Source organism: Neorhizobium sp. JUb45 (assembly GCF_004343585.1).
GTDB lineage: Bacteria > Pseudomonadota > Alphaproteobacteria > Rhizobiales > Rhizobiaceae > Neorhizobium.
Window position 1 is genome coordinate 382,782 of record NZ_SLYW01000001.1, and the last position, 22,671, is coordinate 405,452.

At 60.3% G+C, this 22,671-nt stretch carries 22 protein-coding genes and 1 tRNA gene; 11 read left to right on the forward strand and 12 right to left on the reverse strand.

Going from position 1 to position 22,671, the window contains the following annotated elements; genetic code table 11:
* Complete coding sequence (locus EDF70_RS01710) at positions 1-3,357, reverse strand: transglutaminase family protein (RefSeq protein WP_132271527.1); 3,357 nt, start codon at positions 3,355-3,357, stop codon at positions 1-3.
* Between the two features lie 274 nt (positions 3,358-3,631).
* On the opposite strand from EDF70_RS01710, the gene EDF70_RS01715 reads away from it, so the two are divergent.
* Positions 3,632-4,792 carry a GGDEF domain-containing protein gene (locus EDF70_RS01715; protein WP_132271528.1) on the forward strand — a complete coding sequence of 387 codons (1,161 nt, stop codon included), beginning with the start codon at positions 3,632-3,634 and terminating at the stop codon, positions 4,790-4,792.
* Between the two features lie 3 nt (positions 4,793-4,795).
* Here EDF70_RS01715 and EDF70_RS01720 read toward each other — a convergent pair whose 3' ends face one another.
* The 4 genes from EDF70_RS01720 to EDF70_RS01735 form a co-directional block, all read right to left on the reverse strand.
* A complete protein-coding gene (locus EDF70_RS01720; RefSeq protein ID WP_132271529.1) occupies positions 4,796-5,755 on the reverse strand; it encodes a glutathione S-transferase family protein in 960 nt (319 codons plus the stop codon).
* 61 nt (positions 5,756-5,816) lie between these two features.
* Positions 5,817-6,227: a DoxX family protein gene (locus EDF70_RS01725; protein ID WP_132271530.1), complete on the reverse strand. Its 411-nt coding sequence runs from the start codon at positions 6,225-6,227 to the stop codon at positions 5,817-5,819.
* A gap of 152 nt (positions 6,228-6,379) precedes the next feature.
* Positions 6,380-6,682 (reverse strand): hypothetical protein, encoded by a 303-nt coding sequence (locus EDF70_RS01730; RefSeq protein WP_132271531.1) that lies wholly within the window; start codon positions 6,680-6,682, stop codon positions 6,380-6,382.
* 124 nt (positions 6,683-6,806) lie between these two features.
* Positions 6,807-7,718 carry a LysR family transcriptional regulator gene (locus tag EDF70_RS01735; RefSeq protein ID WP_132271532.1) on the reverse strand — a complete coding sequence of 304 codons (912 nt, stop codon included), beginning with the start codon at positions 7,716-7,718 and terminating at the stop codon, positions 6,807-6,809.
* Positions 7,719-8,094: 376 nt separating this feature from the next.
* On the opposite strand from EDF70_RS01735, the gene EDF70_RS01740 reads away from it, so the two are divergent.
* A complete protein-coding gene (locus EDF70_RS01740; RefSeq protein ID WP_132271533.1) occupies positions 8,095-9,261 on the forward strand; it encodes an acyltransferase in 1,167 nt (388 codons plus the stop codon).
* A gap of 357 nt (positions 9,262-9,618) precedes the next feature.
* On the opposite strand, the gene EDF70_RS01745 is transcribed toward EDF70_RS01740, so the two are convergent.
* A tRNA-Val gene (locus EDF70_RS01745) sits at positions 9,619-9,693 on the reverse strand.
* Between the two features lie 102 nt (positions 9,694-9,795).
* On the reverse strand, positions 9,796-10,158 hold the full coding sequence (gene cpdR1, locus EDF70_RS01750) for a response regulator CpdR1 (RefSeq protein WP_112728645.1): 363 nt from the start codon (positions 10,156-10,158) through the stop codon (positions 9,796-9,798).
* Between the two features lie 201 nt (positions 10,159-10,359).
* On the opposite strand from cpdR1, the gene EDF70_RS01755 reads away from it, so the two are divergent.
* Both EDF70_RS01755 and hisN read left to right on the forward strand, forming a co-directional pair.
* Positions 10,360-11,244 carry an N-formylglutamate amidohydrolase gene (locus EDF70_RS01755; protein ID WP_132271534.1) on the forward strand — a complete coding sequence of 295 codons (885 nt, stop codon included), beginning with the start codon at positions 10,360-10,362 and terminating at the stop codon, positions 11,242-11,244.
* 286 nt (positions 11,245-11,530) lie between these two features.
* Positions 11,531-12,304, forward strand: a complete 774-nt coding sequence (hisN, locus tag EDF70_RS01760) for a histidinol-phosphatase (protein WP_132271535.1) — start codon at positions 11,531-11,533, stop codon at positions 12,302-12,304.
* A 6-nt stretch (positions 12,305-12,310) separates the two neighbouring features.
* On the opposite strand, the gene EDF70_RS01765 is transcribed toward hisN, so the two are convergent.
* Together EDF70_RS01765 and EDF70_RS01775 are read right to left on the reverse strand one after the other, a co-directional pair.
* Complete coding sequence (locus tag EDF70_RS01765) at positions 12,311-13,303, reverse strand: alpha/beta hydrolase (protein WP_245518993.1); 993 nt, start codon at positions 13,301-13,303, stop codon at positions 12,311-12,313.
* A 256-nt stretch (positions 13,304-13,559) separates the two neighbouring features.
* Complete coding sequence (locus tag EDF70_RS01775) at positions 13,560-13,859, reverse strand: PepSY domain-containing protein (protein ID WP_132271538.1); 300 nt, start codon at positions 13,857-13,859, stop codon at positions 13,560-13,562.
* A gap of 156 nt (positions 13,860-14,015) precedes the next feature.
* Here EDF70_RS01775 and EDF70_RS01780 point away from each other — a divergent pair, with 156 nt between their 5' ends.
* The 3 genes from EDF70_RS01780 to EDF70_RS01790 are packed head-to-tail and all read left to right on the forward strand — an operon-like array spanning position 14,016 to position 16,320.
* Entirely contained in the window at positions 14,016-14,306 is a 291-nt protein-coding gene (locus EDF70_RS01780; RefSeq protein WP_165931917.1) for a PepSY domain-containing protein, read from the forward strand.
* Positions 14,307-14,311: 5 nt separating this feature from the next.
* Positions 14,312-14,971 carry a response regulator transcription factor gene (locus EDF70_RS01785; RefSeq protein WP_132271540.1) on the forward strand — a complete coding sequence of 220 codons (660 nt, stop codon included), beginning with the start codon at positions 14,312-14,314 and terminating at the stop codon, positions 14,969-14,971.
* Complete coding sequence (locus tag EDF70_RS01790; protein ID WP_132271541.1) at positions 14,968-16,320, forward strand: HAMP domain-containing sensor histidine kinase; 1,353 nt, start codon at positions 14,968-14,970, stop codon at positions 16,318-16,320. The genes EDF70_RS01785 and EDF70_RS01790 overlap by 4 nt, the downstream gene beginning before the upstream one ends.
* A gap of 182 nt (positions 16,321-16,502) precedes the next feature.
* Here the strand turns inward: EDF70_RS01790 and EDF70_RS01795 are convergent, their stop codons facing one another.
* Entirely contained in the window at positions 16,503-17,657 is a 1,155-nt protein-coding gene (locus EDF70_RS01795; RefSeq protein ID WP_245518995.1) for a hypothetical protein, read from the reverse strand.
* Between the two features lie 390 nt (positions 17,658-18,047).
* Between EDF70_RS01795 and EDF70_RS01800 the strand changes: the two genes are divergently transcribed.
* The 3 genes from EDF70_RS01800 (at position 18,048) to mazF (ending at position 19,234) form a co-directional block, all read left to right on the forward strand.
* Positions 18,048-18,530: an Hsp20 family protein gene (locus tag EDF70_RS01800; RefSeq protein WP_132271542.1), complete on the forward strand. Its 483-nt coding sequence runs from the start codon at positions 18,048-18,050 to the stop codon at positions 18,528-18,530.
* A gap of 150 nt (positions 18,531-18,680) precedes the next feature.
* Positions 18,681-18,923 (forward strand): PbsX family transcriptional regulator, encoded by a 243-nt coding sequence (locus EDF70_RS01805; protein ID WP_132271543.1) that lies wholly within the window; start codon positions 18,681-18,683, stop codon positions 18,921-18,923.
* Positions 18,923-19,234, forward strand: a complete 312-nt coding sequence (gene mazF / locus EDF70_RS01810; RefSeq protein WP_132271544.1) for an endoribonuclease MazF — start codon at positions 18,923-18,925, stop codon at positions 19,232-19,234. The genes EDF70_RS01805 and mazF overlap by 1 nt, the downstream gene beginning before the upstream one ends.
* Positions 19,235-19,270: 36 nt before the next feature.
* On the opposite strand, the gene EDF70_RS01815 is transcribed toward mazF, so the two are convergent.
* Positions 19,271-20,269 (reverse strand): bile acid:sodium symporter family protein, encoded by a 999-nt coding sequence (locus tag EDF70_RS01815; RefSeq protein WP_132271545.1) that lies wholly within the window; start codon positions 20,267-20,269, stop codon positions 19,271-19,273.
* 98 nt (positions 20,270-20,367) lie between these two features.
* On the opposite strand from EDF70_RS01815, the gene EDF70_RS01820 reads away from it, so the two are divergent.
* A complete protein-coding gene (locus EDF70_RS01820; RefSeq protein WP_132271546.1) occupies positions 20,368-21,210 on the forward strand; it encodes a LysR family transcriptional regulator in 843 nt (280 codons plus the stop codon).
* Positions 21,211-21,410: 200 nt separating this feature from the next.
* On the opposite strand, the gene EDF70_RS01825 is transcribed toward EDF70_RS01820, so the two are convergent.
* On the reverse strand, positions 21,411-22,463 hold the full coding sequence (locus EDF70_RS01825; protein ID WP_132271547.1) for a low specificity L-threonine aldolase: 1,053 nt from the start codon (positions 22,461-22,463) through the stop codon (positions 21,411-21,413).
* Between the last annotated feature and the right edge of the window lie 208 nt (positions 22,464-22,671).

Consider the following 22,671-nt stretch of genomic DNA (forward strand, 5'->3'; position numbering starts at 1 on the left):
TCATACTCCAAGTGGCCGGCGCAGATCGAGCGTCAGCGGAAATTCGGGCGAGGGCACTTCGGCTGCGAGCTGATAATGCCCGGCTGTGTGCCCCCATGGTTCGAACCGCGACAGTCGGCGTGCTTCTGCTTCATTGCCGTTGACCGGAAAGGTCTCATAATTGCGCCCGCCCGGATGAGCAACATGATATCTGCAGCCGCCGATCGCCCGGCCGGACCATGTATCATAGATGTCGAATGTAAGCGGCGTGTTAACCGGCAACATCGGATGCAGGCCGGATCTCGGCTGCCAGGCCTTGAAACGCACGCCGGCCACCGAAATGCCGGAGGTATCGGTTGCCTTGAGCGGCACGGCGCGGCCGTTGCAGGCAACGGTATAACGCTCCGGATTGCCGGTTTCGAGCCGCACCTGCAGGCGTTCGACCGAACTATCGACAAACCGCACCGTGCCACCGATGGCACCCTGTTCGCCCATCACGTGCCATGGCTCCAGCGCCTGGCGCAGTTCCAGCTTGGCGCCTTGCTGCTCCACCTCGCCGAAGAATGGGAAGCGGAATTCCAGCTGGGCGGCGAACCATTCGGGGCGCAGATCGAAACCGTTTTCGCGCAGGTCCTGCAACACGTCCATGAAATCGGCCCAGACGTAATGGGACAGCATGAAGCGGTCGGCAAGTGCCGTGCCCCAGCGCACGAATTTTCCCTGCACCGGATTTTTCCAGAAGCGTGCGATCAGCGCCCGCACCAGCAATTGCTGGGCGAGCGACATGCGCGCATTCGGCGGCATTTCGAAACCGCGGAATTCTACGAGGCCGAGACGGCCGGTCGGGCCATCCGGGGAAAACAGTTTGTCGATGCAGATTTCCGAGCGGTGGGTATTGCCGGTGACGTCGGTCAGCAGGTTGCGGAACAGCCGGTCGACCAGCCATGGCAAAGGCGGCTGGCCTTGACCTGGGACAGGTACCTGCGAAAGCGCGATTTCCAGTTCGTACATGGAATCGTGGCGGGCCTCGTCGATGCGCGGCGCCTGTGAGGTCGGGCCGATGAACATGCCGGAAAACAGGTAGGACAGAGACGGGTGGCGCTGCCAGTGTAGCACGATGCTTTTCAAGAGGTCCGGGCGGCGCAGGAACGGGCTGTCGGCCGGATTGGCGCCACCGACCACGACATGGTTGCCGCCGCCGGTGCCGGTGTGGCGGCCGTCGATCATGAACTTGTCGGCACCCAGACGCGTCTGGCGGGCTTCCTCGTAGATCGCGGTGGTGATGTCGACGGTTTCCTTCCAGCTTTCGGCCGGATGGATGTTGACCTCGATGACGCCGGGATCGGGCGCGACGCGGATGACGTGGATGCGCTCGTCATGTGGTGGCGCATAACCTTCGATATGGACCGGCAGGCCGAGTTCGGCGGCGGCGTTTTCGGCAGCGGCGATCAGTTCGAGATAGTCCTCGATCTTTTCCACCGGCGGCATGAAGACGCACAGGCGGCCGTCGCGCGCCTCGACCGAAACCGCGGTGCGCACCGCACCGGCAATCTCACTCAGCGTTTGTTCGACGCGTCCGAGATTGGCGGGATCACTGGCCGTGAACGAGGACTCCGGCATGGCGCGGCCCTGACCGCCAGCATGGCCGATCGGTACGATGGCTTCAGGCAGGGGAGCGCGCGGGATGGAGGGGTCGGCCTCGTGGATATAGGGAAATTGCGAGGCCGGAATGAAAGGCAGGGTGCCGAGCGGCAGGCGATAACCGACGGGGCTGTCGCCGGGCACAAGGAAAATCTTGCCGCGCCGCGTGCTCCATTTTTCGCTGATCCAGCGCCGGGTCTGCGGCGCGCCGCTGGCATGGGCGTTCCAGGCCTGCACCGGCAAGACATGGCCGGTCGGTTTGGTCAGGCCACGTTCGAACACGCGGGCGATGCGGTTGCGCTCCTCCGGATCCTTCAGCTGTGAATTGGACGGATCGACATTTTCGGGCAGCGAGCCTTCCTTGATGATCCATTCGGCCGGATCCTCGAAAGCGGGCACCACCATCTCGGCATCGATGCCGAGTTCGCCGGCAAGGGCGGTGAGAAAGTTTTCCGAATCACTTTCGCTGACACCGTAATCGCCGCCTTCCTGGGCCACCAGATCGGGGTTCTGCCAGATCGGCTTGCCGTCCTTGCGCCAGTAGAGCGAAAACGTCCAGCGCGGCAGGCTTTCGCCGGGATACCATTTGCCCTGGCCGTAATGCAGGAAACCGCCGGGCGCGAATTTTTCGCGCAGGCGGCGGATCAGCACATCGGCCTTTTCGCGCTTGGTGGGGCCGACGGCGCCGGTGTTCCATTCGTCGGATTCGAAATCGTCGATCGACACGAAAGTCGGCTCGCCACCCATGGTGAGGCGCACGTCCTGCGCTTCGAGGACGCGATCCACCTGTTCGCCAAGCGCATTGAGCGCTTCCCAGCTTTCATCGGAAAACGGTTTGGTGATGCGCGGATGTTCGGCCACGCGGGTGACGTTCATGGCGAAATCGAACGCGGTGTTGGCCTCGCCGAAATACCCGCCGGAAATCGGTGCGGCATTGCTGTAATGCGGGGTGGCGGCCAGCGGAATGTGGCTTTCGCCGGTCAGGAGCCCGGAGGTCGGGTCGAGACCCACCCAGCCGGCGCCGGGAAGATAGACTTCGCACCAGGCGTGCAGATCGGTGAAATCCACTTCCGTTCCGGAGGGGCCGTCGAGCGCCTTCAGGTCCGGCGTCAGCTGGATCAGGTAACCCGAGACGAAGCGGGTGGCAAAACCGAGATTGCGCAGGATCTGCACCAGCAGCCAGGATGTGTCGCGACAGGACCCCATGGCCGAAAGCAGGGTCTGTTCCGGCGTCTGCACGCCCGGTTCCATGCGGATGACATACCCGATCGCCTGCTGCAGGCGGGCGTTGATGCCGACCACCATGTCGACGGTCGGCTGGTCGGGCGACATGTCGAAATCGCGAAGGTAATCGATCAGCGCCGGGCCGGGCGGTTCCGGGATCATGTAGATCGACAGGTCTTCGGCCAGTTCCTCAGGGTATTTGAACGGCCAGAGCGTCGCGTCTTCCTCAACGAAGAAATCGAACGGATTATAGACCGTCATGTCGGCGATCAGATCGACCTCGATCTTGAACTCGCTGACCGGATCGGGAAACACGAAACGGGCGAGGTAATTGCCGTAGGGATCCTGCTGCAGGTTCACGAAGTGGTTTTGCGGTGTCACCTTCAGTGAATGCGACAGCACTTTCGTGCGCGAGTGGGCTGCCGGTTTCAGCCGGATGATTTGCGGCCCGAGCCGGACGGGTTTGTCATAGATATAGTGAGTAAGATGGTAGACGCTTGCCTTGATCGACATCGTTCCCCTTAAGGCCCTTTGCGGGCGCCCCTTGCCCGGTCTCGTTTGAATGGACCGGTGCATCTTCGTTAAGGCGAGTTTGTGCAATGCGGGGAGAGAATGCAAGGCGGTTTCGGGCGCCGGTACAATCGGCCTTCGTCAAAGCCGCAAAAGCCGGCATATGACGCCTGTGTCATGTCTGCCGGTTACGCTTTCCGATATGCAGATGAGGATAGTCACCGTCTTTTGTGGCAATGTAAGGCTTTCTTTATGAGTAAAGCTTTACGTATCCGCCATGTTGTCAGCTCTTATAACCTCCTCCAGCCTTGCCATCGCGAGCCTGCTGATCGGCTTTGCATTGTTCGTCGCCTGGTGGCAGTTCGGGCGCAGGACCCATGCGCTGATCTGGGCGTTTTCCTTCATGGCCGCGGCGCTCGGGCACGGTACGCGCATCATCGGCGGGCCGCTGTCCGGTCATAGCGATTTTCTCGCCATGCTGGCCTGCCATGCATCGGTTGCCAGCTTTGCCTTTCTGGCTTGGGGTTTTCGGCTGCGGGCAGGGCGCGGCAACCGCCTGACTATCGGCTGCTGGGTCATCGCGACGCTGGCCTTGCTCACCTGCTATTTCGTCATCGGCGGGGGAGAGGGGCGGATGTTGAACCGCATCATCACCGCCGCCGGTGATGCCGTCATGGTTGCCATCATCGTTTTCACGATCGGTTCTTCCAGTCGGCTGGCTGCCACCGTGCGCTGGCTGTTCGTTGTGTACGGCGCCTATATCTGCAGCGTTGGCATCGCCGCATGGTTGGCGCGCGATGGCGGTATGATCGGAAATCCGGTGTTCATCGCCGTGCTGTCGATCGGCACGCCGACCGGCATGATCGCCACCGGGCTTTTGACGCTTCTGATCGTTGCCGCCGATCTGGCTGAGGAATTGCGCCGGCAGGCGATCGCCGATCCGCTGACCGGGCTTTTGAACAGACGCGGCCTTGAGCAGGCGGTGACGCCAATCTTTGCTTCCGGCGGTCGGGCAGGACGCCCACTGGTGGTGGTGCTGGCCGATATAGACCGTTTCAAATCGATCAACGATCGTCTTGGCCATGCCGGCGGCGATGTGGTGCTGAAGGCTTTTGCCGCGCATCTGTTGTCGGAGCGTCGCAAGGGCGATCTGGTGGCGCGGATCGGCGGTGAGGAATTTGCGATCGTTTTGCCGGATGTGGATATTCACGAGGCGGTGGCGCTGGTGGAAACCATCCGCGCCGGTGTTTCGCATGCTTTGCGCGGCGGCGTGCCGATCAGGGACATTACCGCCAGTTTCGGCATTGCTCTGGTTGGAGATGGCGAAACTTTTGAAGCCACGCTCGGCCGCGCCGATGCCGCGCTCTACCGTTCAAAAACGGGCGGCCGCAACGCCGTGACGCTGGAGCCGCCGCATGACCTGGCACGCGCCGGCTGAGTTTCAATCCGTCACGCCCGGCAGATCAGGGCCCACCGGCACGATGCCGTTCGGGTTGAGCGCCTTGATCGAATAATAGCCCTGCTTGATATGGTCGATATCGACCGTTTCGCGCACGCCCGGCAGCGACAGGACACGCAGCATATAGGCCTGCAGGGCTGCATAATCGGCGATGCGGCGCAGATTGCATTTGAAGATGCCGTGATAGGCGGCATCGAAGCGGATCAGCGTCACGAACAGGCGCACATCGGCTGCCGTCACCCGGTCGCCGAACAGGAATTGTCTGCCGTCTGCCAGCCGTGTCTCCAGCGTGTCAAGCATGGAGAAGACATCGGCGAAGGCTTCTTCATAGGCGCCTTGCGTGGTGGCGAAACCGGCGCGGTAAACGCCGTTGTTCAGTTTTGGGTAAAAGGCCTCGGCCAGCGCGTCGATTTGCGCGGCGATATCGGCGGGGTAAAGATCGATCGTGTCATCCGCCAGATCGCCAAAACCGCTGTTGAGCATTTTCAGGATGTCTGCGGATTCGTTGTTGACGATGGTCTTCTTCTGTTTGTCCCAGAGGACAGGCACGGTGGCGCGGCCGGTATAATGCGGGTCGGCCTTCGTGTAGATTTCATGCATGTAGGTGGCGCCATTCAGCGTGTCCAAGTCTGCGCCGGGATAGCTGCCGAACTGCCAGCCTTCGTGCGACAGTTTTGGCTCGACGACGGAAACGGAAATGACGTCTTCCAGCTTCTTCAGCTTGCGGCCGATCAGCGTGCGCGACGCCCAGGGGCAGATCAGCGCGACATAAAGGTGGTAACGGCCAGCCTCGGCCTTGAAACCGGCGTCACCGGTCGGGCCGGCGGAGCCATGGGGCGTGACCCAATGACGAAAGCCGGAGACCTGCCGCACAAAACCGCCCTTGGCATCGGTTGCCTGAACCGGATGCCATTCGGCCGTCCATTTTCCATCTACGAGCATTTTTGTCTTCCTGTCTGCGGTAGATGGCAGGGTATCACAGGATTCCCTGCCATCCGGATTTTTAGCGCTTGCCGACCGGGGTCGGGCGCAGGGCGTAAGCACCGTCGCCGATCAGGGCCAGCGCGATCAGGCCGATGATCCAGAACGCCGGGAATTCCCAGCCGCCATTCGGGTTGTTGAAGAAGAAACCGGCTGCGCCGTGAACGGTGAAGATCGCACCGAGCAGGATCGGGATCAGGGCAATGGCGGCCAGGCGCGGCAGAACGCCGAGGATGAGCGCCAGCGCGCCGACCAGTTCCCAGGCGATGGTGACATAGGCCAGCCAGCCCGGCAGACCGAGCGAGGAAAAGAAACCGGCAGTGCCGGCGGGGGTGAACACAAAGATCTTCAGGCCGGCATGGGCCAGAAACAGGATGCCGAGGCTGAGGCGGAGAATGAGGGCAGCGTAAGGGGCCGTGCGGGCGTCGATCATGGGTGCAAAACCTTGGGGCTAAGAGCAATAATGCTGCGCTTATGCACCGTTTCCGTGCGGCCGATTATCCGGTTAAGATGAGAATAATTGTTTCTGATTTGGAAGGAATGGTGGGCGTAAACGGTTGGAGGGCGCTATTGCGCCATTCGCAGTCATTCTCGAGGAAGCTTTTCTGCAATTTCTTGAAACTGCGCAGCAGTAAATCCCGTAAGCGTCGGCATCTCCCAGTCAAAAAAAGACTTGCTGGAGATTGCATGTAGGATCAGCAGTCGCAAACCGTGCATTTCCTCTGGAGTGAGGCCAGGATTTGGCACGACTGATCTCAGCCCCACGGCGATTTTTTCAGCGGCCTTTCGAGGTGATGCCCCCAAAAGGATGACATCGTCATCTCGTTCCAGTTGCTCAAGAGCGTCGATGATAGTCTGAATGATTGTCGTGTTATGAGGTTCGTTCATTGGCAGTCGGTCAGCAGTGAAGTTTGGTCAGAGAGTCCATAACAGGCACAGCACCAGAGGCAACCAAAAGTCCGCATCAGGCCGATAGTGGTCGCCCGCTCGATGACCCGCACCGTTCTGTACCCTACCACCCCTTGTCCCAATCCGGCCGCCCCCGGAATGCTGCACTCAAAAAATCCACCAGCACCCTCACTTTCAAGGCCAGATGTCGCCCCGGTGGATAAAGCGCATAGATGCCGAAATCGTCGTAACCGCGCTCCGATAGAAGCAAGGTCAGCCGGCCATCCCGCAGGCAGGGGCCGGCGATAAAACTCGGCAGACGGGCGATGCCGAAACCCGCAAGCGTGGCGGCAAGGCAGGCTTCTGCATTTGAGAATTGCAGCCGCCCCTTCATCACCACGGTTTCGGTGCCGCCATCGGGGTGGGCGAACTGCCAGCGAAACGGTTCGCGAAAATTGGTGTCGATGACGCAGTCATGGCCTTCCAGCTCGGCCGGCGTTTTGGGCGTGCCGCGCGCAGCAAGGTAAGCGGGGGAGGCGGCTACCACGACGCGGCTGTCGCAGAGTTTTCGCGCGATGAGGCTGCTATCCATCGGCCGGCCGACGCGGATGGCTGCATCAAAACCTTCATCCACCAGATTAACGTTTCGATCAGAAAAATTAACATCCAGCTGTATATCGCTGTATTGTTTGGCAAATTCTATTAAGATAGGTGCCAGCTGTGCGGTGCCGAAGGTGATCGGCGCGCTGATCCTCAATCGTCCCGAAGGTGCGCCGGAAGCATGGCGCGTGACGGTGTCCAGCGCCTGATAATCGTCCAGCAGCGGCTTGATGCCCTCCAGATAACCGCGGCCGGCTTCGGTCAAAGACAGAGCGCGGGTGGTGCGCGACAGCAATTGCACGCCGAGTTCCGCTTCCAGCCGCGACACCAGTTTCGATGCCTGTCCGGTACTGGCGCCCAGCTTCGCGGCGGCGGCGGCAAAACTGCCGCTTTCGGCCACGGCGACGAACATCCGATCACATTCGAGCCGATTCATTTTCCAGTCTCCGTATTCTTTTCGGACGCTTCCAGGGGCAGGGATGCCCCATTCGCATGCAAAAGGCGTTTATTATTCAATTCATGCGGGTGTTTTTTAAGTGCGGGGGTTGAATTTTCCGCGATGTTCTTGTTAATTGACATCCGCAAGTTGAGCTAAAACGAGACGGTATCTGATTTATCCATCGGGATAAGACGGGTTCCTTGATCTTCGAACCGATCGCCTGGCTCATCTGCCGATGCAGCATGGACCGGCAGGCCTTTGAATTGAGCGGTCTGCCGCAGAACAGCGAAATCCGCCGGGCTTCCCGCCGACGTGCATACCCTCATCTGGAAAATCAACGCCAAAGTTTTGCAACTTTGGCGAAAGGACGTTCATGGCCTCTGTCCCGTCAAGCATTGTGCCCGGTGTTCAGCAGATTTACGGCCCGGCCGGCGGCAAGGCAATATCCGTCAGCGGTTACGTTGCCGGTCTCGACGGGTTGCGTGGCATTGCGGTCATATCCGTCATTCTCGGGCATTTCGGCGCGCCCGGTTTTTCCGTTGCCGGCGGTTATGGCGTCGATGTCTTTTTCGTCCTGAGCGGTTATCTGATCTCGAAAATCATCATCGGTTACGCCGAGCGCGGCACTCCTCTTTCCACCTTCTACTGGAACAGGTTCGCGCGTCTGGTGCCGCCGCTCGTGCTTGTCTGCGCCTGCCTGTTTCTGTTGCCGTCCTCATGGCTGAGCACATGGGGGGCCGTGCTGAATACGGCCAATGCGCTGTTCTATACGGCCAACTGGACGCGCGCCTTTCCGACGCCCGGTTGGCCGAATTTCATGGCGCATAGCTGGTCCCTGTCCGTCGAGGAGCAGTTCTATCTTCTCTGGCCGCCGCTTCTTTATTACGCCACCCGGCGCCACAGGCAGGTTTTGGCGACGCTTCTGGTCACAACGGGCTCGTTGCTGCTCTTGATGTTCCTGATCCGCATCGGGGCAAGCGAGGGGCATTTGTACAATGGTGCGCATTCCCGCAGTCCGGCGCTTTTCATGGGCTGCTGCCTTGCGGTGTTTCCGCAGGTCCGGCTTCCCTCGTGGATGGCGCTGGCCGCGCTTCTCGCCTATTTCGGCATGGTGTGTCTGGTGTCCTATACGGCCGTTGCGGGGCTGGTCGTCAGCGTGCTGGCGCTGATCCTCGTCTGTCACGCGCGCTTTCGCGACAACCGGGATGTGCTGACGCGGGTCCTGTCCAACCGTATCCTGATCTATTTCGGCGTCATATCCTACGGCGCCTATCTCTGGCATTTTCCGATCTGGTATGGCCTTTCGGCCAAGGCGGGGCTGTCGCCGCTGGTGGCGGGGCTTTGGGGTATTCCGGCAACGGTGCTGCTTGCGCACCTGACCTATGTCGCCATCGAATATCCGGTGATGCAGAACCGCGAGAGGCTGGCTGCGGTGACGCGGGCTCAGCTTGGACGTATCCTGTTTGCGACGAACTGGCTTGCGATTGCCTGCGGACTTGTGCTGTTTTACGGCGGTTTTATCGTCCACGCACCTTATTGAATGGTTGCGGGCTGATCTCGTCGCGCAGTTGACCTCCCGCGCGGCGGATATGCGCGCGGCGCCGGCCGGGTCGTGTGCGGATGTCGCTGCGTGTTTCCATGAGGACGAACGTGCGAAAATGGCAGTCAAGGTCTCCACTCCACAAACATTCACACTATACTTTAGACTTCACGCATATCCAGTCTGTGCCCGCCGCCCTGACTAGGCTGCGGGCCTTTTTTGCGCTTGGGCTGAGGACGGTGAACGTCGCATGGGCCGACACAGGGCAACAGTTCAAAGAACCTGCGTGTCGCTATGTTGGTCGGGTCCCGGAAAAGAAAAAGGCCCTGCGTAAACAGGGCCTTGCTTAAAACTGGATGGTGGGCGTGACAGGGATTGAACCTGTGACCCCTACGATGTCAACGTAGTGCTCTCCCGCTGAGCTACACGCCCTTCCGTGAGGCGGCATAAACCATATGGCTTTGCCGCCGTCAATCGGTTTTGTGTCGATTTTTTGAAGTTTTTTCAAACCCCTTATGACACAAGCTTTTCGCCTTATGCGGCGTCCAGCATCTTGTTCACTTCTTCCACAAGGTCACGCAGGTGGAAGGGTTTGGACAGCACTTTTGCGTCCTTCGGAGCCTTCGAATCTGCGTTCAGCGCAACAGCGGCAAAACCGGTGATGAACATTACCTTCAGATCCGGGTCGAGTTCGGTGGCGCGGCGGGCCAGTTCGATGCCGTCCATCTCGGGCATGACGATATCCGTCAGCAGCAGCGAGAAGGGCTCTTCGCGCAGGCGGTCGTAGGCGCTGGCGCCGTTGTCGAAGGACGACACTTTATAGCCGGCCTTTTCGAGCGCCTTCACAAGGAAGCGGCGCATGTCGTTATCGTCTTCAGCGAGAAGGATTTTTTGCATCGTCTTGGAAAACCGTCAGTGGGTCGTGTTTAAAATTAGGCTCTTCGTCCTACATTAGTCAAATCGCGGTAAAGAACCGGTGAAGCCAAGCAGGATGCCATTGGTGGGACTGTACATAGTATGGACTTCGCTGCAGGCAACTGGCAACATGACGTTACGAACAAGTTACCTTTATGGTAAAGGCGGCATCTTAAAAGGCGGATGGACGGGGTGACGGGCGAGATCGACCTATTCGAGGTGAGGGAGCCGACGTCGCAGACCATCCCTTTTGTCTTCAATTCACCCCATAGCGGCCGGCATTACCCCGCCCAGTTCCTTAGTGAGTCGCGCCTCGATGAGATGGGTATTCGTCGCTCCGAAGATCATTATGTCGACGAGTTGTTTGCGCATGCGCCAAATCTGGGGGCGCCGCTCCTGCTCGCGCATTTCCCGCGCGCCTATCTCGATGTGAACCGCGAGCCTTACGAACTTGATCCGCGCATGTTCGATGGCGCGCTTCCGCCTTACGTCAATATCGGTTCGATGCGGGTGGCCGGCGGGCTTGGCACCATTCCGCGCATCGTGGCCGAAAACATGGAAATCTATCGCCGGCGGCTGAGTGTCGAGGAGGGGCTTTCGCGCGTCGAGACGATCTACAAGCCTTATCATGCCTGCCTGCGCCGGCTGATTGCCCGCACCCATGCGAGTTTTGGCATGTCGGTGCTGATCGATTGCCATTCCATGCCCGGCAATATCCGCCTTTCGGGTTCCGATATCCGTCCGGATTTCATCATCGGCGATCGTTACGGCACCAGCGCTGCTGCCGAGCTTTCGCGCGCTGCGATGTATTTCCTCGAAGGGCTCGGTTTTACCGCCGTGCGCAACAAGCCTTATGCGGGCGGCTTCATCACCGAACATTACGGCCGGCCGGTGCGCGGTCTGCATGCGTTGCAGATCGAGATCAATCGCGCGCTCTATATCGATGAAGTGACGCTGCGCAAGCGCCCGGATTTCGATGATCTGGCCCGCGCGCTCACCGAATTCATGGGGTCGATGGCGGATTATGCCGCCGAGTTCGGTCCTGATTCGGCGTTGGCTGCCGAATAATCCTTCCACGGCATTGCGAAATTTTTGCCGGCTTCCATTCGGGGAGGGCGGCTTTCTGCGGCCAAAAAAAACCGCGCTCGAGGCGCGGTCAAGTCTAGGGAGGAAACACCCAAGGAGGGTATTACAGTCCGAAGACTGCGAGGTTGAATTTACTCCCGCACTGCACAATCGTCAAGCATATTTTTAAATTGGCTAAATAATGGGCATTTGCTGAAAGTGGCGGCCCCGATTGGCCTTGGCGGAAATCTGTGGTCTATGGTGCCGCACGCAAATTTTCGGGGGGACCATGCTTCCAGATCGTTCGTTTTTCGACAGGCTGGCCGATGCGGCCAAGGCCGAGACGCTGCCGCGCTTTCGCACCGGCACTTCGGTCACCAACAAGCTGGCCGGCGGGTTCGATCCTGTCACGGAAGGCGACCGCGCCGCCGAGACGGCGATCCGGGCGCTGATCACGGAAGAATTCCCCGAGCACGGCATTCTGGGCGAGGAGCACGAAAATATCGGGCTCGACCGCGAGCATGTCTGGGTGATCGATCCGATCGACGGGACGCGCGCCTTCATTTCCGGCGTGCCCGTCTGGGGCACGCTGATCGGTTTTCGCTCCAACGGGCGGGCGACCATGGGCATGATGGACCAGCCGTTTACCGGCGAACGTTATTTCGCCGATGGCGAAAAGTCGTGGTATCGCGGCCCGGATGGTGAGCATGAAATCCGTACGCGCGATTGCGGTCGGTTGGCCGATGCGATCCTGTTCACCACCTCGCCGCATATCTTTGAGGGAGCTGATCTCGCCGCCTATAAAGCCGTCGAGGAAAAGGTGCGGCTGTTCCGCTACGGCACCGATTGTTACGCCTATACGCTGCTGGCCGGCGGCCATATCGATCTCGTCGTCGAAAACAACCTCAAGCCTTATGATGTCGGCGCGCTGATCCCGCTGATCGAGCAGGCGGGCGGCATCATCACCACCTGGGATGGCGGCCGGCCGGAAGAGGGCGGCAATATCATCGCCGCCGGCAGCCGCGCCGTGTATGACGAGGCGCGGGCGCTGCTTGGCCGTTGAGCCGCTTCAGGCGGCTGCGTCGTCGGAGACGAGCGCTGTCGCGTCGCTGCCGGGGATGAAGGCTTCGATCGCCGCCAGCGCCTGGGCGCGGTAGATATCGGCCTCGCTGAACAGTTCGTGGCGTCCGCCGATGATGTTGACCAACTGGCCGGCGCGGAAATTGCGGGCCAGTTCCTCTTGGGCGCCATAGGGCACGATGCCGTCGCGCATCGGCGCAAGGATCAGCGTCGGAATGGTGATGTTGGTCAGATGCGCCTGTGACGCGATGCGGCGTCCGGCCTTCAGCGTTTCCTTCAGCCAGCGCATGGTCGGCGGGCCGATTTCCAGTTCCGGATATTCCTTGCCGATCGCACCATTGCGGGCAAACCGTTTTGGATCGGATGTCAGCGGATTACCGGAAAAGGGGCGGCGGTTCTGATCGGTTCCGGCTGACAGCTGGCCGAGGCCGATGGCCGTCAATGAGCCTGCGATGAGACGGATCAACCCTTCGGAAAATGCCTGTCCGGTGAGGCCCACGAACGGGGCGGCCAGCGCCATGCGATCGATGCGGTTGGCCAGATAAGGTGCAGCGGCAAGCGCGATTAGCGAACCGGTGGAATGTGCGACGAGGAAAAACGGCAGACGGGCATCGGGCAGCACGATCTGTTCGAGAAACAGATCGAGATCGCGCTCATAATCGGAAAAGCGGCGCAGATGGCCCTTTTTCGGCTTTTTCAGCAGCCGGTCGGAACCACCCTGTCCACGCAGGTCATAGGTCGCCACCCACAGGCCCATGGCGTTGAAATCGCGGATCGTCTCGTAATATTTCTCGATGGATTCGCTGCGGCCATGCAACAGAACGATGGTGCCGCGCGCCGGCGAAATGTCGGAGCGGAACACGGCGTAGCGCAGTTTTGCACCGCGATATCCGGTGAAAAAGCCGGCAAAATGGTTGGGCGGCACCGGGTTGTCAGGCGTCGACCGGAGGATTTCGAAGGGCGGGGTTTCTGCTTCGCTCATGCAGACAAGCGATAGGCGGAATGTTTTTCGGGTCAAGGGGAAAGTGGGGGAGCTGGGGCTTCTTCTTCGCGCGCGGGAAGGGGATTGCATGCGAAAAAGACCCCGCCCCAAACCCCTCCCCACAAGGGGGAGGGGCTTAACCCGGCCGATCCGCTGTGGCTCAATTGGGGCAGGTGGTTGCCACAAGTTTTCTCCCCCCTTGTGGGGGAGATGGCCGGCAGGCCAGAGGGGGACTTTGCAACCGAAAGCGTGGCAATCAATCGTCGCTGTCGATCGAGACCTGTTCGCCGGTTTCCGGGTTGAATTTCACCTCGATGCGGCGGCCATCCTTGTTGCGGCCGGAAACTTCGTAGCAGCCGTCGTCGATTTCCACTTCGCGGACTTCGATGCCAAGGCCGGTGGCGCGGTCGCGCATCTGGGCTTCGCTCATCCACTTGTCGAGCTGGATATTGCCGCAACGGCGATCGTCGCGGTCATCGGCATGGGCGATGGAAAGCGGCGCAAGGGCGGTCAGCGTGGTGGCGGCAATGGTGGCGGCGAGGACGAGTTTCTTCATGGGTGGTTTCCTTCCCGGATGTGGCGGGCACCATTGCCCTGCCGATGAAGCCACCCTAAGTGACGGCCACTGATCGATAACTGACGGCAGCTGTCAGCGAAATTTCAGTTTGGAAATGATAGTTTCGCCGCCATGTCACACCATGTCCTTATAAAAATGTCGCTGGTTTCTGCGCTGTTGTTCACGGCACCGGCGGCAGGTCTTGCGCGCGATCTCGACAAGCTGCGTGATGCGGTGAAGCGCGGCGATGTGCTGCCGCTGTCGGTGCTGCAGGAAAAGCTGCGCGCCTCCTATCCGGGCGATATCATCCGCGTCGAACTTGATGAGGATGACGATCGTTTCATCTACGAATTCAAGGTGCTGCAGGCGAATGGCCGGCTTTATGAAATCGAGATGGATGCCAGGGATGGCCGCATTCTCGATGTCGACGATGATGATGACGATTGAGGCCCATGCGCATTCTGCTTGTTGAAGACGACCCGCTGATCGCCCGCGATGTCACGCACCACCTGTCACGTGCGGGTTATCTCGTGGAACACGAAAGTGACGGCGAAAGTGGCTGGAATCGCGGTGACAGCGAGGAATTTGCCGCCGTCGTGCTCGATCTCGGCCTGCCGAGCATGGACGGGCTTTCCGTGCTGAAACGCTGGCGCGCCGCCGAGCGCGAATTGCCGGTGCTGATCCTCACCGCCCGCGGCAACTGGGAAGAGCGTGTCGAGGGGATCGATGCCGGCGCCGACGACTATCTCGCAAAACCGTTTCAGATGCCGGAGCTTTTGGCGCGGCTGCGGGCGATCATCCGCCGTTCGCAGGGCAAGGCCAGTCCTGTCCTGTCCGCCGGCCGCATGAAGATCGATCCACGCAGCCGCACCGTGTCGCTGGATGGCGAACCGGCAGACCTGACGCCGCTCGAATATCGTTGCCTGCATTATCTGATGGCCAATGCCGAACGGCATGTCTCGCAGCTGGAGCTGACCGAACAGCTTTACGCTCAGGATTTTGAGCGCGAGAGCAATTCGGTGGAAGTGCTGATCGGGCGGTTGCGCAAGAAATTCGGCAAGGAGCTGATCACCACCCGCCGCGGTTACGGTTACCGGATCGGTGCTGCATGAAGCGGCCGCTGTCGATTCGCGTCCGTTTTCTTCTGGTGTCCTTGGTTGCCGTTCCCTCGGCACTGGCGCTTGCCGCCCTGTTCATGACCTCGATGTTTTCCGCCAGTCTGGAACGGCGGCTGGAAGAGGAATTGAAGGGCCATATCAACACAATTGCCGGCTCGATCCGGCTTGGTATCGATGGAAAAATCGAACATCCGTTCAGCCTGATGGACCGGCGGTTTGCGCAGGCCTATGGCGGGCTTTACTGGCAGATCGGTGATGCCGCGACGTCAGCGCAGTTCCGTTCGGAATCGCTGTGGGACACCAGCCTGTCGAGCCCGGACGATTTGCCCGATGATGGCGCCGTGCACCGGTACGAGGCCGATGGGCCTGAGGGCACCCGGCTGATCGTGCTGGAGCGGCAGATCATGGTGAGCGCGCCGGCGGGCCTGAAGCCGGTGCAGATTTCCGTCGCATCGGACACCCGTGCACTGGATGAGGCGAGCCGCGGGTTTGCGCTGGATATTCTGCCTTATCTGGCAGGTCTTGCGGCGTTCCTGATCGGCGCGTCGCTAGTGCAGGTGATCTTTGGCCTCAAACCGCTGGCGGACCTCACCAAGGGGCTGGACCGCATTCGCGAGCGCCGCAGCGGCAGGCTGGAAGGCGCGCTGCCGGCGGAATTTGTGCCGGTGGAGGCGGCCGTCAACCGGTTACTGGAATCGCAGGCGCAGTCGCTTGCCAGGGCGCGGGCGCGCGCCGGTGATCTGGCACACGGGCTGAAGACGCCGCTGACCGTGCTCTCCAACGATGCGCTGACCTTGCGCGAGCGGGGTGAGGGCGAGATTGCCGATGAAATCGAGCATCTGGTACAGATGATGCGCGGGCATGTGGAGCATGAGCTGGCGCGCAGCCGTATCGTTGCCAATGCCGACATGCGCCAGACCGATGCGGATATCGAAAAAATCGTCGGACAGGTGGTGAAAACGCTGCAGCGCACGCCGAAGGGCGAGGCTCTGCAATGGACTGTCGAGATCGGTGAACCCTCACACGTGCCGCTCGATGCGCATGACCTGCGCGAACTGATCGGCAATCTCACCGAAAACGCCGTCAAATGGGCCTCGGGTGAAGTCTGTATCGGCTGGAAACAGGGTCGGCTGGTGGTGGCCGATGACGGGCCGGGTGTGGACCCCGACAAGATCCGCAGCATGACCGAGCGCGGTGTGCGGCTGGACAGCCAGACACCCGGCACCGGCTTTGGCCTGTCGATCGTCAAGGAAATCTGCGAGGTTTACGGGCTGACATTGTCGATCGAAAACCGGCAGGGCAGTGGCTTGATGGTCTCGGTGGGGTTTGGGGCTGCCGAATAGCGATTGTAGCGGTTGCCGTTCAGCCGATCTCCCCCCTTGAGGGGGAGATGCCCGGCAGGGCAGAGGGGGGTAATGCTGGCGCAAATGGCCGCTTTCCCACCACTTGCCACACCGTTGTTCACCCCCCTCTGTCACTATCGTGACATCTCCCCCTCAAGGGGGGAGATCGTTGGGAGCAAGCCTCAATGCTTATGCTCCGCACCGCCGCCATCATGCGGCACCACCGGCGCCGCAACCGCCGCATCGGTCGGGTGCGGATGGTCCGGATCAGGACTGTGGGTAGTACGGTGGATGGCCGCCACATTGCCCTCCTGGCCATAGATGGCGATATGCAGGCCCCAATAGGACGAGGCAAAAATCACCAGAGCGGCTGCAATGCCGATCGGCACGCCGGCCAGTAATTTCTTGAAATTGGGGACAAAAAACACGTCGCGCGTGTGGTCTGCGGCAATTGCCACGATGACCGCCATGATCAATGCATGGCCGATCAGGTCGATGCGGCCGAACGGGTAAACGGCGGCGTTGAAGATGACGAACAGGGCGACCGCCGAAAGACGGCGCACCAGCGGCGTCCACAACAGGCCAAACCCCATGGTGAATTCGGAGACGCCAGCCATGGGAATAAAAACGTCGCGCGGCATGCCGAAGGTCAGAAACGGCTTTTCCTCGACCAGCGGATAGAACCAGTCGGGATAGGCGAATTTTTCGAGGCTCGACCACATCAGGGCAATTGCGACACCCCAGCGCAGCGCCTGAAAGCGGTGTTTTCGGATCTCCTCGTTGGAAGACGCCTCCATCACCAGATAGGCGGCGACGCCGACGCCGAGTGCGAGATAATCAAGCAGGTGAAAGATGTCGTAATCGCGCAACGCCAACAGCCAGAGCAGGATGATACCGGCGGCAGCCAGCGGCTGGGTGCGGCGGAAAAAGATCAGCAGGGCGATCAGCAACTGACCCCATGAGACGATTTCCGAGGGCGTTTTCAGGTCGGGTGTCAGATAAACCCCGCCAACCGCAAAGATGGCGATGAAAAAGGCGCCGACCACGCAGCGCACGAAATCATCGAGGCGGTTCCATAGGGGATCGGTCAGGCGGTCCATGCCGAGCAAGATTTTTTCGCCGGCGCTGGATCGTTCAATGGCGCGGGTGGCGAGAAAGAAGACCAGCACGAGAGCGATGCCGACCCAGAACCATGTGTTGGCAAGTGTTGCGCCGATCGGCTGCGGCGGGGCGCCGACGATATAGGGCGCGAACCATTTGACATGTGCCGACGCGGGTTCGGCAGCGAGAAGGGGTAAGGCGAGCGTGAGCCATCCGGCTCGATGAGCGGAATGCATGGTGGTGTTCCTATCGATATCGCAGCAACGGCCGAGGCGAAGGCATACGGACAATCCGTTTCTGCAATTTTGACGATAGTTTATTTTCTGACTGGTTATTTGATTTTTGGCAATCAGCGAATGGATTGAAGACTGTCAGGCCGCGACAAAATGGCTATTTTTGCCCGTTTTTGCATTCTCCGGCATCGTGTTTGCTGTTTCATGGATTTCTAAAATTCGCGCAAAGGTCGCATATGCGGGATTCCCGAAAAAGGGTCTTGAAGCGGGAAAATGCAATTCCCATCTTGGTTCTGCGGGCGCCGATGACGGGTCCGCAACGAGAGGTCAGGCATCGCCAGAACGGGATGCCGGCTTAAAAAACCGCAACACGTCGCTTCATGAGAGGACATCATGCGTCACGTCGATTTTTCCCCCCTTTATCGTTCCACCGTCGGTTTCGACCGCCTTTTCACCATGCTGGACAGCCTTGGCCAGCCCGATCAGGCGCAGACCTATCCGCCCTACAATATCGAGCGGACCGGCGAGAATACCTATCGCATCACCATGGCCGTTGCCGGTTTCGACGAAAAGGAACTGAGCATCGAGGCCCGTGCGCATGTGCTGCACGTCAAGGGTGAAAAGAGCGAGGACGAAGCCGCTTCAACCAGCGAGTTTCTCCACCGCGGCATCGCCAAGCGCGCCTTCGAGCGCCGCTTCCAGCTTGCCGATCACGTGGAGGTGCAGAGCGCGCAGCTGAAGAACGGTCTTCTGCATATCGATCTTCTGCGCTCCATTCCGGAAGCGATGAAACCGCGCCGGATCGCCATTGCCGCCGAACCGGTCGATACGCCCACGACCATCGAGGCGCAGGTCAGCCAGCCGCAGATCAACTAACGCCCAAGGCCGGACCTCCAGTCCTGACCTTCGCGTCAGATGGCCCGTCATGCGCCCCCTTCCAGCCGGGAGGGGGCGTTTTTATGTGAGGTTTGACGGGATTTGATGGCCAGCATACTATGATCGTGATGTTTGGCACGAGAGGCCGTCATGCGAGTGACCGTGAAAAAAATGGGCGACAGCGCCTCAATCCCGATCCCCGCCGAGATCATGGAAGCGGCCAATCTCTCCGTCGACACCGAGGTTGATGTCCGCGCGCAAAACGGTCGCGTGATTGTCGAATTGGTCGGAGAGGGTGATCTCAGTCTCGATGAGATGATCGCCCGCATCACGCCAGACAATCGTCACGACGAGGTCGATTTTGGCGCACCTGTCGGTCGCGAGCTGCTCTGATGGCGGCTGCCGGTTATGTCCCTGACGCAGGTGACATTGTCTGGTTGAATTTTTCGCCGCAGATGGGGCATGAGCAGGCCGGCCGTCGCCCCGCGCTCGTTTTAAGCCCTGCCAGCTACAATCGCCACGGTCTCATGTTGTGTTGTCCCATGACGACGAGACGCAAGGGCTATCCATTCGAGGTGGTCTTGGGAGAGGACAGCATTGCTCTCGCAGATCAGGTCAAAAGCCTGGACTGGAAAAGCCGCGATGCCCAGCGCAAAGGCCAGGCATCGGATGCAGCATTAAAACAGGTTGGGCGAAGGCGATAAAGCTGCTCGGGTGAACCGGGCCGCCGCGTGTTTGCTTTACGCCGCAGCCGTTGCCGTCTTGTCTTCCACCTTCACCTTGCGCTGCGCATATTTCTGCGCCAGCACGGCGCAGACCATCAGTTGGATCTGGTGGAACAGCATGATCGGCAGGACGATGGCGCCGATCGAGGACTGGCCGGCAAAGATGGCGTTGGCCATCGGCACGCCTGATGCCAGCGACTTTTTCGAGCCGCAGAAGGTGATGGCGATCTCGTCCTCCTTGGAAAAACCGAGAAGGCGGCTGCCATACATGGTGATGACCAGAACGATGGCGAGCAGAACCATGTCGGTGACGATGACGGCAGCGATATCGGTGAGCGAAAACGTCCGCCAGATGCCTTCGATGACGGCCGTCGAAAAGGCGAGGTAGACAACCATCAGGATGCCGCCGCGATCGACCGGCGCCAGCAGCTTTTTGCGCGCCCGGATCCAGTTGCCGATGAAGGGCTGCAGAAGCTGGCCGATGACGAAGGGGGCGAGAAGCTGGAGCGCAATTTTTTCAATGGCATCGGCGGAAATGCCGCCGCCTTCGCCGGTCGTCGACATGACAAGGCTGGCGAGGATCGGTGTCAGGAACATGCCAAACAGGTTGGAGCCGGAGGCCGAGACGATGGCTGCCGGCACGTTGCCGTTCGCCATCGAGGTAAACGCGATCGACGACTGCACGGTGGAGGGCAGCACGCAGAGGAACAGGATGCCGGCGTAAAGCGGGGCGGGCAGGATGCTTTCCGGCAGGAAGCCGATGGCAAGACCCAAAAGCGGGAAGATCACGAACGTCGTCGCCAGAATCGTCAGATGCAGGCGCCAGTGCAGCAGGCCGCCGACCACGACTTCACGTGACAGGCGGGCGCCATGCAGGAAGAACAGCAGGCCGATGGCGATGTCAGTGGCGATACCGAACCAATAGGCGGGTTCGCCGTAAATCGGCAGGAAGGAGGCGAGGATGACCGCGCAGACCAGCATGATCGTGAAACGGTCCGGCATGAAGCGGCTCATGGCATGTCCTTAAACTGATTTTACTTCGGTTGGGAGACGTCTTCTCTTATCATGAACCGCGATGCAAGAATTAACAGTTATCACGAAGCAGGATAAGGATGCTCAATCTCCATCATCTCGAAAGTTTCGTGATGCTGCAACAGGCCGGCAGCTTTACCCTTGCTGCCGAGCGGCTCGGCATCGGGCAGTCAACGATCAGCCAGCATATCCAGCGTCTTGAAAAATCACTCGGGCGGCAATTGGTGCAGCGGGATACCCATCAGGTGCGGCTGACGGCGGATGGCGAGGCACTGCTCGGTTATGCGCGCGGCATGCTCGATCTCAACGGCAAGGTAGCGTCGCTGTTCGGTGAAAGCCGATTGCGCGGGCGGTTGCGGCTGGGTGTGTCGGAAGATGTCGTCGCCAATCGACTGACCGCCATTCTGGAGGATTTCAGCCGGCTGCATCCGTGGGTCGATCTGGAACTGACGGTGGCGCTGAGCGGGGTGCTGTTTCAGATGCAGGAGGTCGGCGAACTCGATCTGGTTCTGGCCAAGCGGCATATCGGCGAAACGCATGGGCGTCTGCTTTATCGCGAGCCGCTTGTCTGGCTGGCGCGGGATGCGGATGTGCTGTCGCGTGTCGAGACCGTGCCGCTGATCGCCTTTCCGCCGCCGAGCATTACGCGAAAGGTGGCGCAGCAGGCGCTGGATCAGAACAAGATCGCGTGGCGGATCGTCTGTACCTGCGGCAGTCTTGCGGGGCTGACGGCAGCAGCGCGTGCCGGTATGGGCGTGCTTGTGCAGCCGCGCAGCATGGCGCCGGACGGTTTGCGGGAGATCGCGCCGGGACGTTTGCCGGATCTGGAGGATATCGAATTCGTGCTGGTGCCGCGGCGCGGGGCGGATGCGGCGCTGGTGGAGGCGGTGTCGAGTTTGATCACGGCGCGGATCGTGCCGTGAGGGGAGTGGATTGCGCGATGGAATGTGCAAAAAAAGACCCCGCCCCAAACCCCTCCCCACAAGGGGGAGGGGCTTAACCCGGCCGCTCCGTCGAAACTCAATTGAGGTAGGCGTTTGCCGCAAGTTTTCTCCCCCCTTGTGGGGGAGATGGCCGGCAGGCCAGAGGGGGACTTTCTTAAGGCTGTGGCTTTAGCGTTTATTCAAGCCGAAGCGCATATAGACAAGAACTGGTCAACGTCTTCTTCCGTCGTGGCAAAGCTCGTCACCATGCGGATCAGCACTTCGTCAGCGGCCACCTTTTCCGGCATGTCGCGCGGTTCCAGCCAGTCGTAGAACTTTGCGCCCTTGTCCTGCGCCGCCTTGGCGGAGGATTTCGGCAGGATGGCGAAGACTTCGTTGGCCTGGGTCGGCCAGGCGAGGCGGGCGCTGTTGAGCGAGCCGAAACCGGCGCGCAGGCGGTTTGCCATGTCGTTGGCATGGCCGGCAAGACCCAGCCACAGGTCGTCCTTCAGATAGGCATCGAACTGGGCGGCGATGAAGCGGGATTTGGAAAACAGCTGGGCGGTACGCTTGCGCAGGAAGGCAAAATCCCTAGCGAGTTCGGGATCGAAAAACACGATCGCCTCGGCGCACCAGCAGCCGTTCTTGGTGCCGCCGAAGGAAAGCACGTCGACACCGCGTTTCCAGGTCATTTCGGCCGGCGTGCAGCCGAGCGCCATCAGGGCATTGGCGAAACGGGCGCCGTCCATGTGCAGCGGCAGGCCGTTGTCCTTGGCGATCTTTGCGATCGCGTCGATTTCATCGAGCGTATAGACGGTGCCGGCTTCGGTGGCCTGCGTCATCGAAACGGCGGCGGCGCGGCCGTGGTGGATGGCGTCCTGCGGATAACGCGCGATACGGCTGATCAGGTTTTCCGGCAGCATCTTGCCATCCGGGCCTTCCACCGCGACCATGCGCATGCCGGAAAAGAAGTCCGGCGCGCCGCACTCGTCCTCGATGATATGTGCTTCCGAATGGCAGAAGGTCAGGCCGCCGGGGCGGGCGATGCTGGCCAGCGACAGCGAATTGGCGGCAGTGCCGGTCGCCACGAAAAACACCGCGACCTCGCGCTCGAAGATCTCGTTGAAACGCACCTCGATCGACTTGTCGAGTTCGCTCGAACCATAGGCTGAGGCAAAGCGGGTGGATTCTTTCGAGAGGCGCTCATTGATGGCGGGGTGGGCGCCGGCCCAGTTGTCGGAAGCAAAGAACATGGAGGGTCCTGTAAGGTCATGCGTGATGCTGCGGGAGAGATGCTGAACTTAAGGAATTTGCTGCTGCAATCAATGGAAAAGCCAGTCCGTGCGGGTGGGCCTATCCGTCTGGCAATCTAAGCAATGTATTCTGTCGATTTGAGTAATTTTGTTGCGCCGCAGCGCCGTTCTGGTGCCTTCTTGTGTCGTTTTGTCCGGTTTGAATTGC

What these genes read in the sequence shown, in the direction of transcription:
- EDF70_RS01710 (WP_132271527.1), bottom strand. Translation starts at nt 3,357, where the DNA reads ATGTCGATCAAGGCAAGCGTCTACCATCTTACTCACTATATCTATGAC.
- EDF70_RS01715 (WP_132271528.1), top strand. Translation starts at nt 3,632, where the DNA reads ATGTTGTCAGCTCTTATAACCTCCTCCAGCCTTGCCATCGCGAGCCTG.
- EDF70_RS01720 (WP_132271529.1), bottom strand. Translation starts at nt 5,755, where the DNA reads ATGCTCGTAGATGGAAAATGGACGGCCGAATGGCATCCGGTTCAGGCA.
- EDF70_RS01725 (WP_132271530.1), bottom strand. Translation starts at nt 6,227, where the DNA reads ATGATCGACGCCCGCACGGCCCCTTACGCTGCCCTCATTCTCCGCCTC.
- EDF70_RS01730 (WP_132271531.1), bottom strand. Translation starts at nt 6,682, where the DNA reads ATGAACGAACCTCATAACACGACAATCATTCAGACTATCATCGACGCT.
- EDF70_RS01735 (WP_132271532.1), bottom strand. Translation starts at nt 7,718, where the DNA reads ATGAATCGGCTCGAATGTGATCGGATGTTCGTCGCCGTGGCCGAAAGC.
- EDF70_RS01740 (WP_132271533.1), top strand. Translation starts at nt 8,095, where the DNA reads ATGGCCTCTGTCCCGTCAAGCATTGTGCCCGGTGTTCAGCAGATTTAC.
- cpdR1 (WP_112728645.1), bottom strand. Translation starts at nt 10,158, where the DNA reads ATGCAAAAAATCCTTCTCGCTGAAGACGATAACGACATGCGCCGCTTC.
- EDF70_RS01755 (WP_132271534.1), top strand. Translation starts at nt 10,360, where the DNA reads ATGGACGGGGTGACGGGCGAGATCGACCTATTCGAGGTGAGGGAGCCG.
- hisN (WP_132271535.1), top strand. Translation starts at nt 11,531, where the DNA reads ATGCTTCCAGATCGTTCGTTTTTCGACAGGCTGGCCGATGCGGCCAAG.
- EDF70_RS01765 (WP_245518993.1), bottom strand. Translation starts at nt 13,303, where the DNA reads ATGAGCGAAGCAGAAACCCCGCCCTTCGAAATCCTCCGGTCGACGCCT.
- EDF70_RS01775 (WP_132271538.1), bottom strand. Translation starts at nt 13,859, where the DNA reads ATGAAGAAACTCGTCCTCGCCGCCACCATTGCCGCCACCACGCTGACC.
- EDF70_RS01780 (WP_165931917.1), top strand. Translation starts at nt 14,016, where the DNA reads ATGTCGCTGGTTTCTGCGCTGTTGTTCACGGCACCGGCGGCAGGTCTT.
- EDF70_RS01785 (WP_132271540.1), top strand. Translation starts at nt 14,312, where the DNA reads ATGCGCATTCTGCTTGTTGAAGACGACCCGCTGATCGCCCGCGATGTC.
- EDF70_RS01790 (WP_132271541.1), top strand. Translation starts at nt 14,968, where the DNA reads ATGAAGCGGCCGCTGTCGATTCGCGTCCGTTTTCTTCTGGTGTCCTTG.
- EDF70_RS01795 (WP_245518995.1), bottom strand. Translation starts at nt 17,657, where the DNA reads ATGCATTCCGCTCATCGAGCCGGATGGCTCACGCTCGCCTTACCCCTT.
- EDF70_RS01800 (WP_132271542.1), top strand. Translation starts at nt 18,048, where the DNA reads ATGCGTCACGTCGATTTTTCCCCCCTTTATCGTTCCACCGTCGGTTTC.
- EDF70_RS01805 (WP_132271543.1), top strand. Translation starts at nt 18,681, where the DNA reads ATGCGAGTGACCGTGAAAAAAATGGGCGACAGCGCCTCAATCCCGATC.
- mazF (WP_132271544.1), top strand. Translation starts at nt 18,923, where the DNA reads ATGGCGGCTGCCGGTTATGTCCCTGACGCAGGTGACATTGTCTGGTTG.
- EDF70_RS01815 (WP_132271545.1), bottom strand. Translation starts at nt 20,269, where the DNA reads ATGAGCCGCTTCATGCCGGACCGTTTCACGATCATGCTGGTCTGCGCG.
- EDF70_RS01820 (WP_132271546.1), top strand. Translation starts at nt 20,368, where the DNA reads ATGCTCAATCTCCATCATCTCGAAAGTTTCGTGATGCTGCAACAGGCC.
- EDF70_RS01825 (WP_132271547.1), bottom strand. Translation starts at nt 22,463, where the DNA reads ATGTTCTTTGCTTCCGACAACTGGGCCGGCGCCCACCCCGCCATCAAT.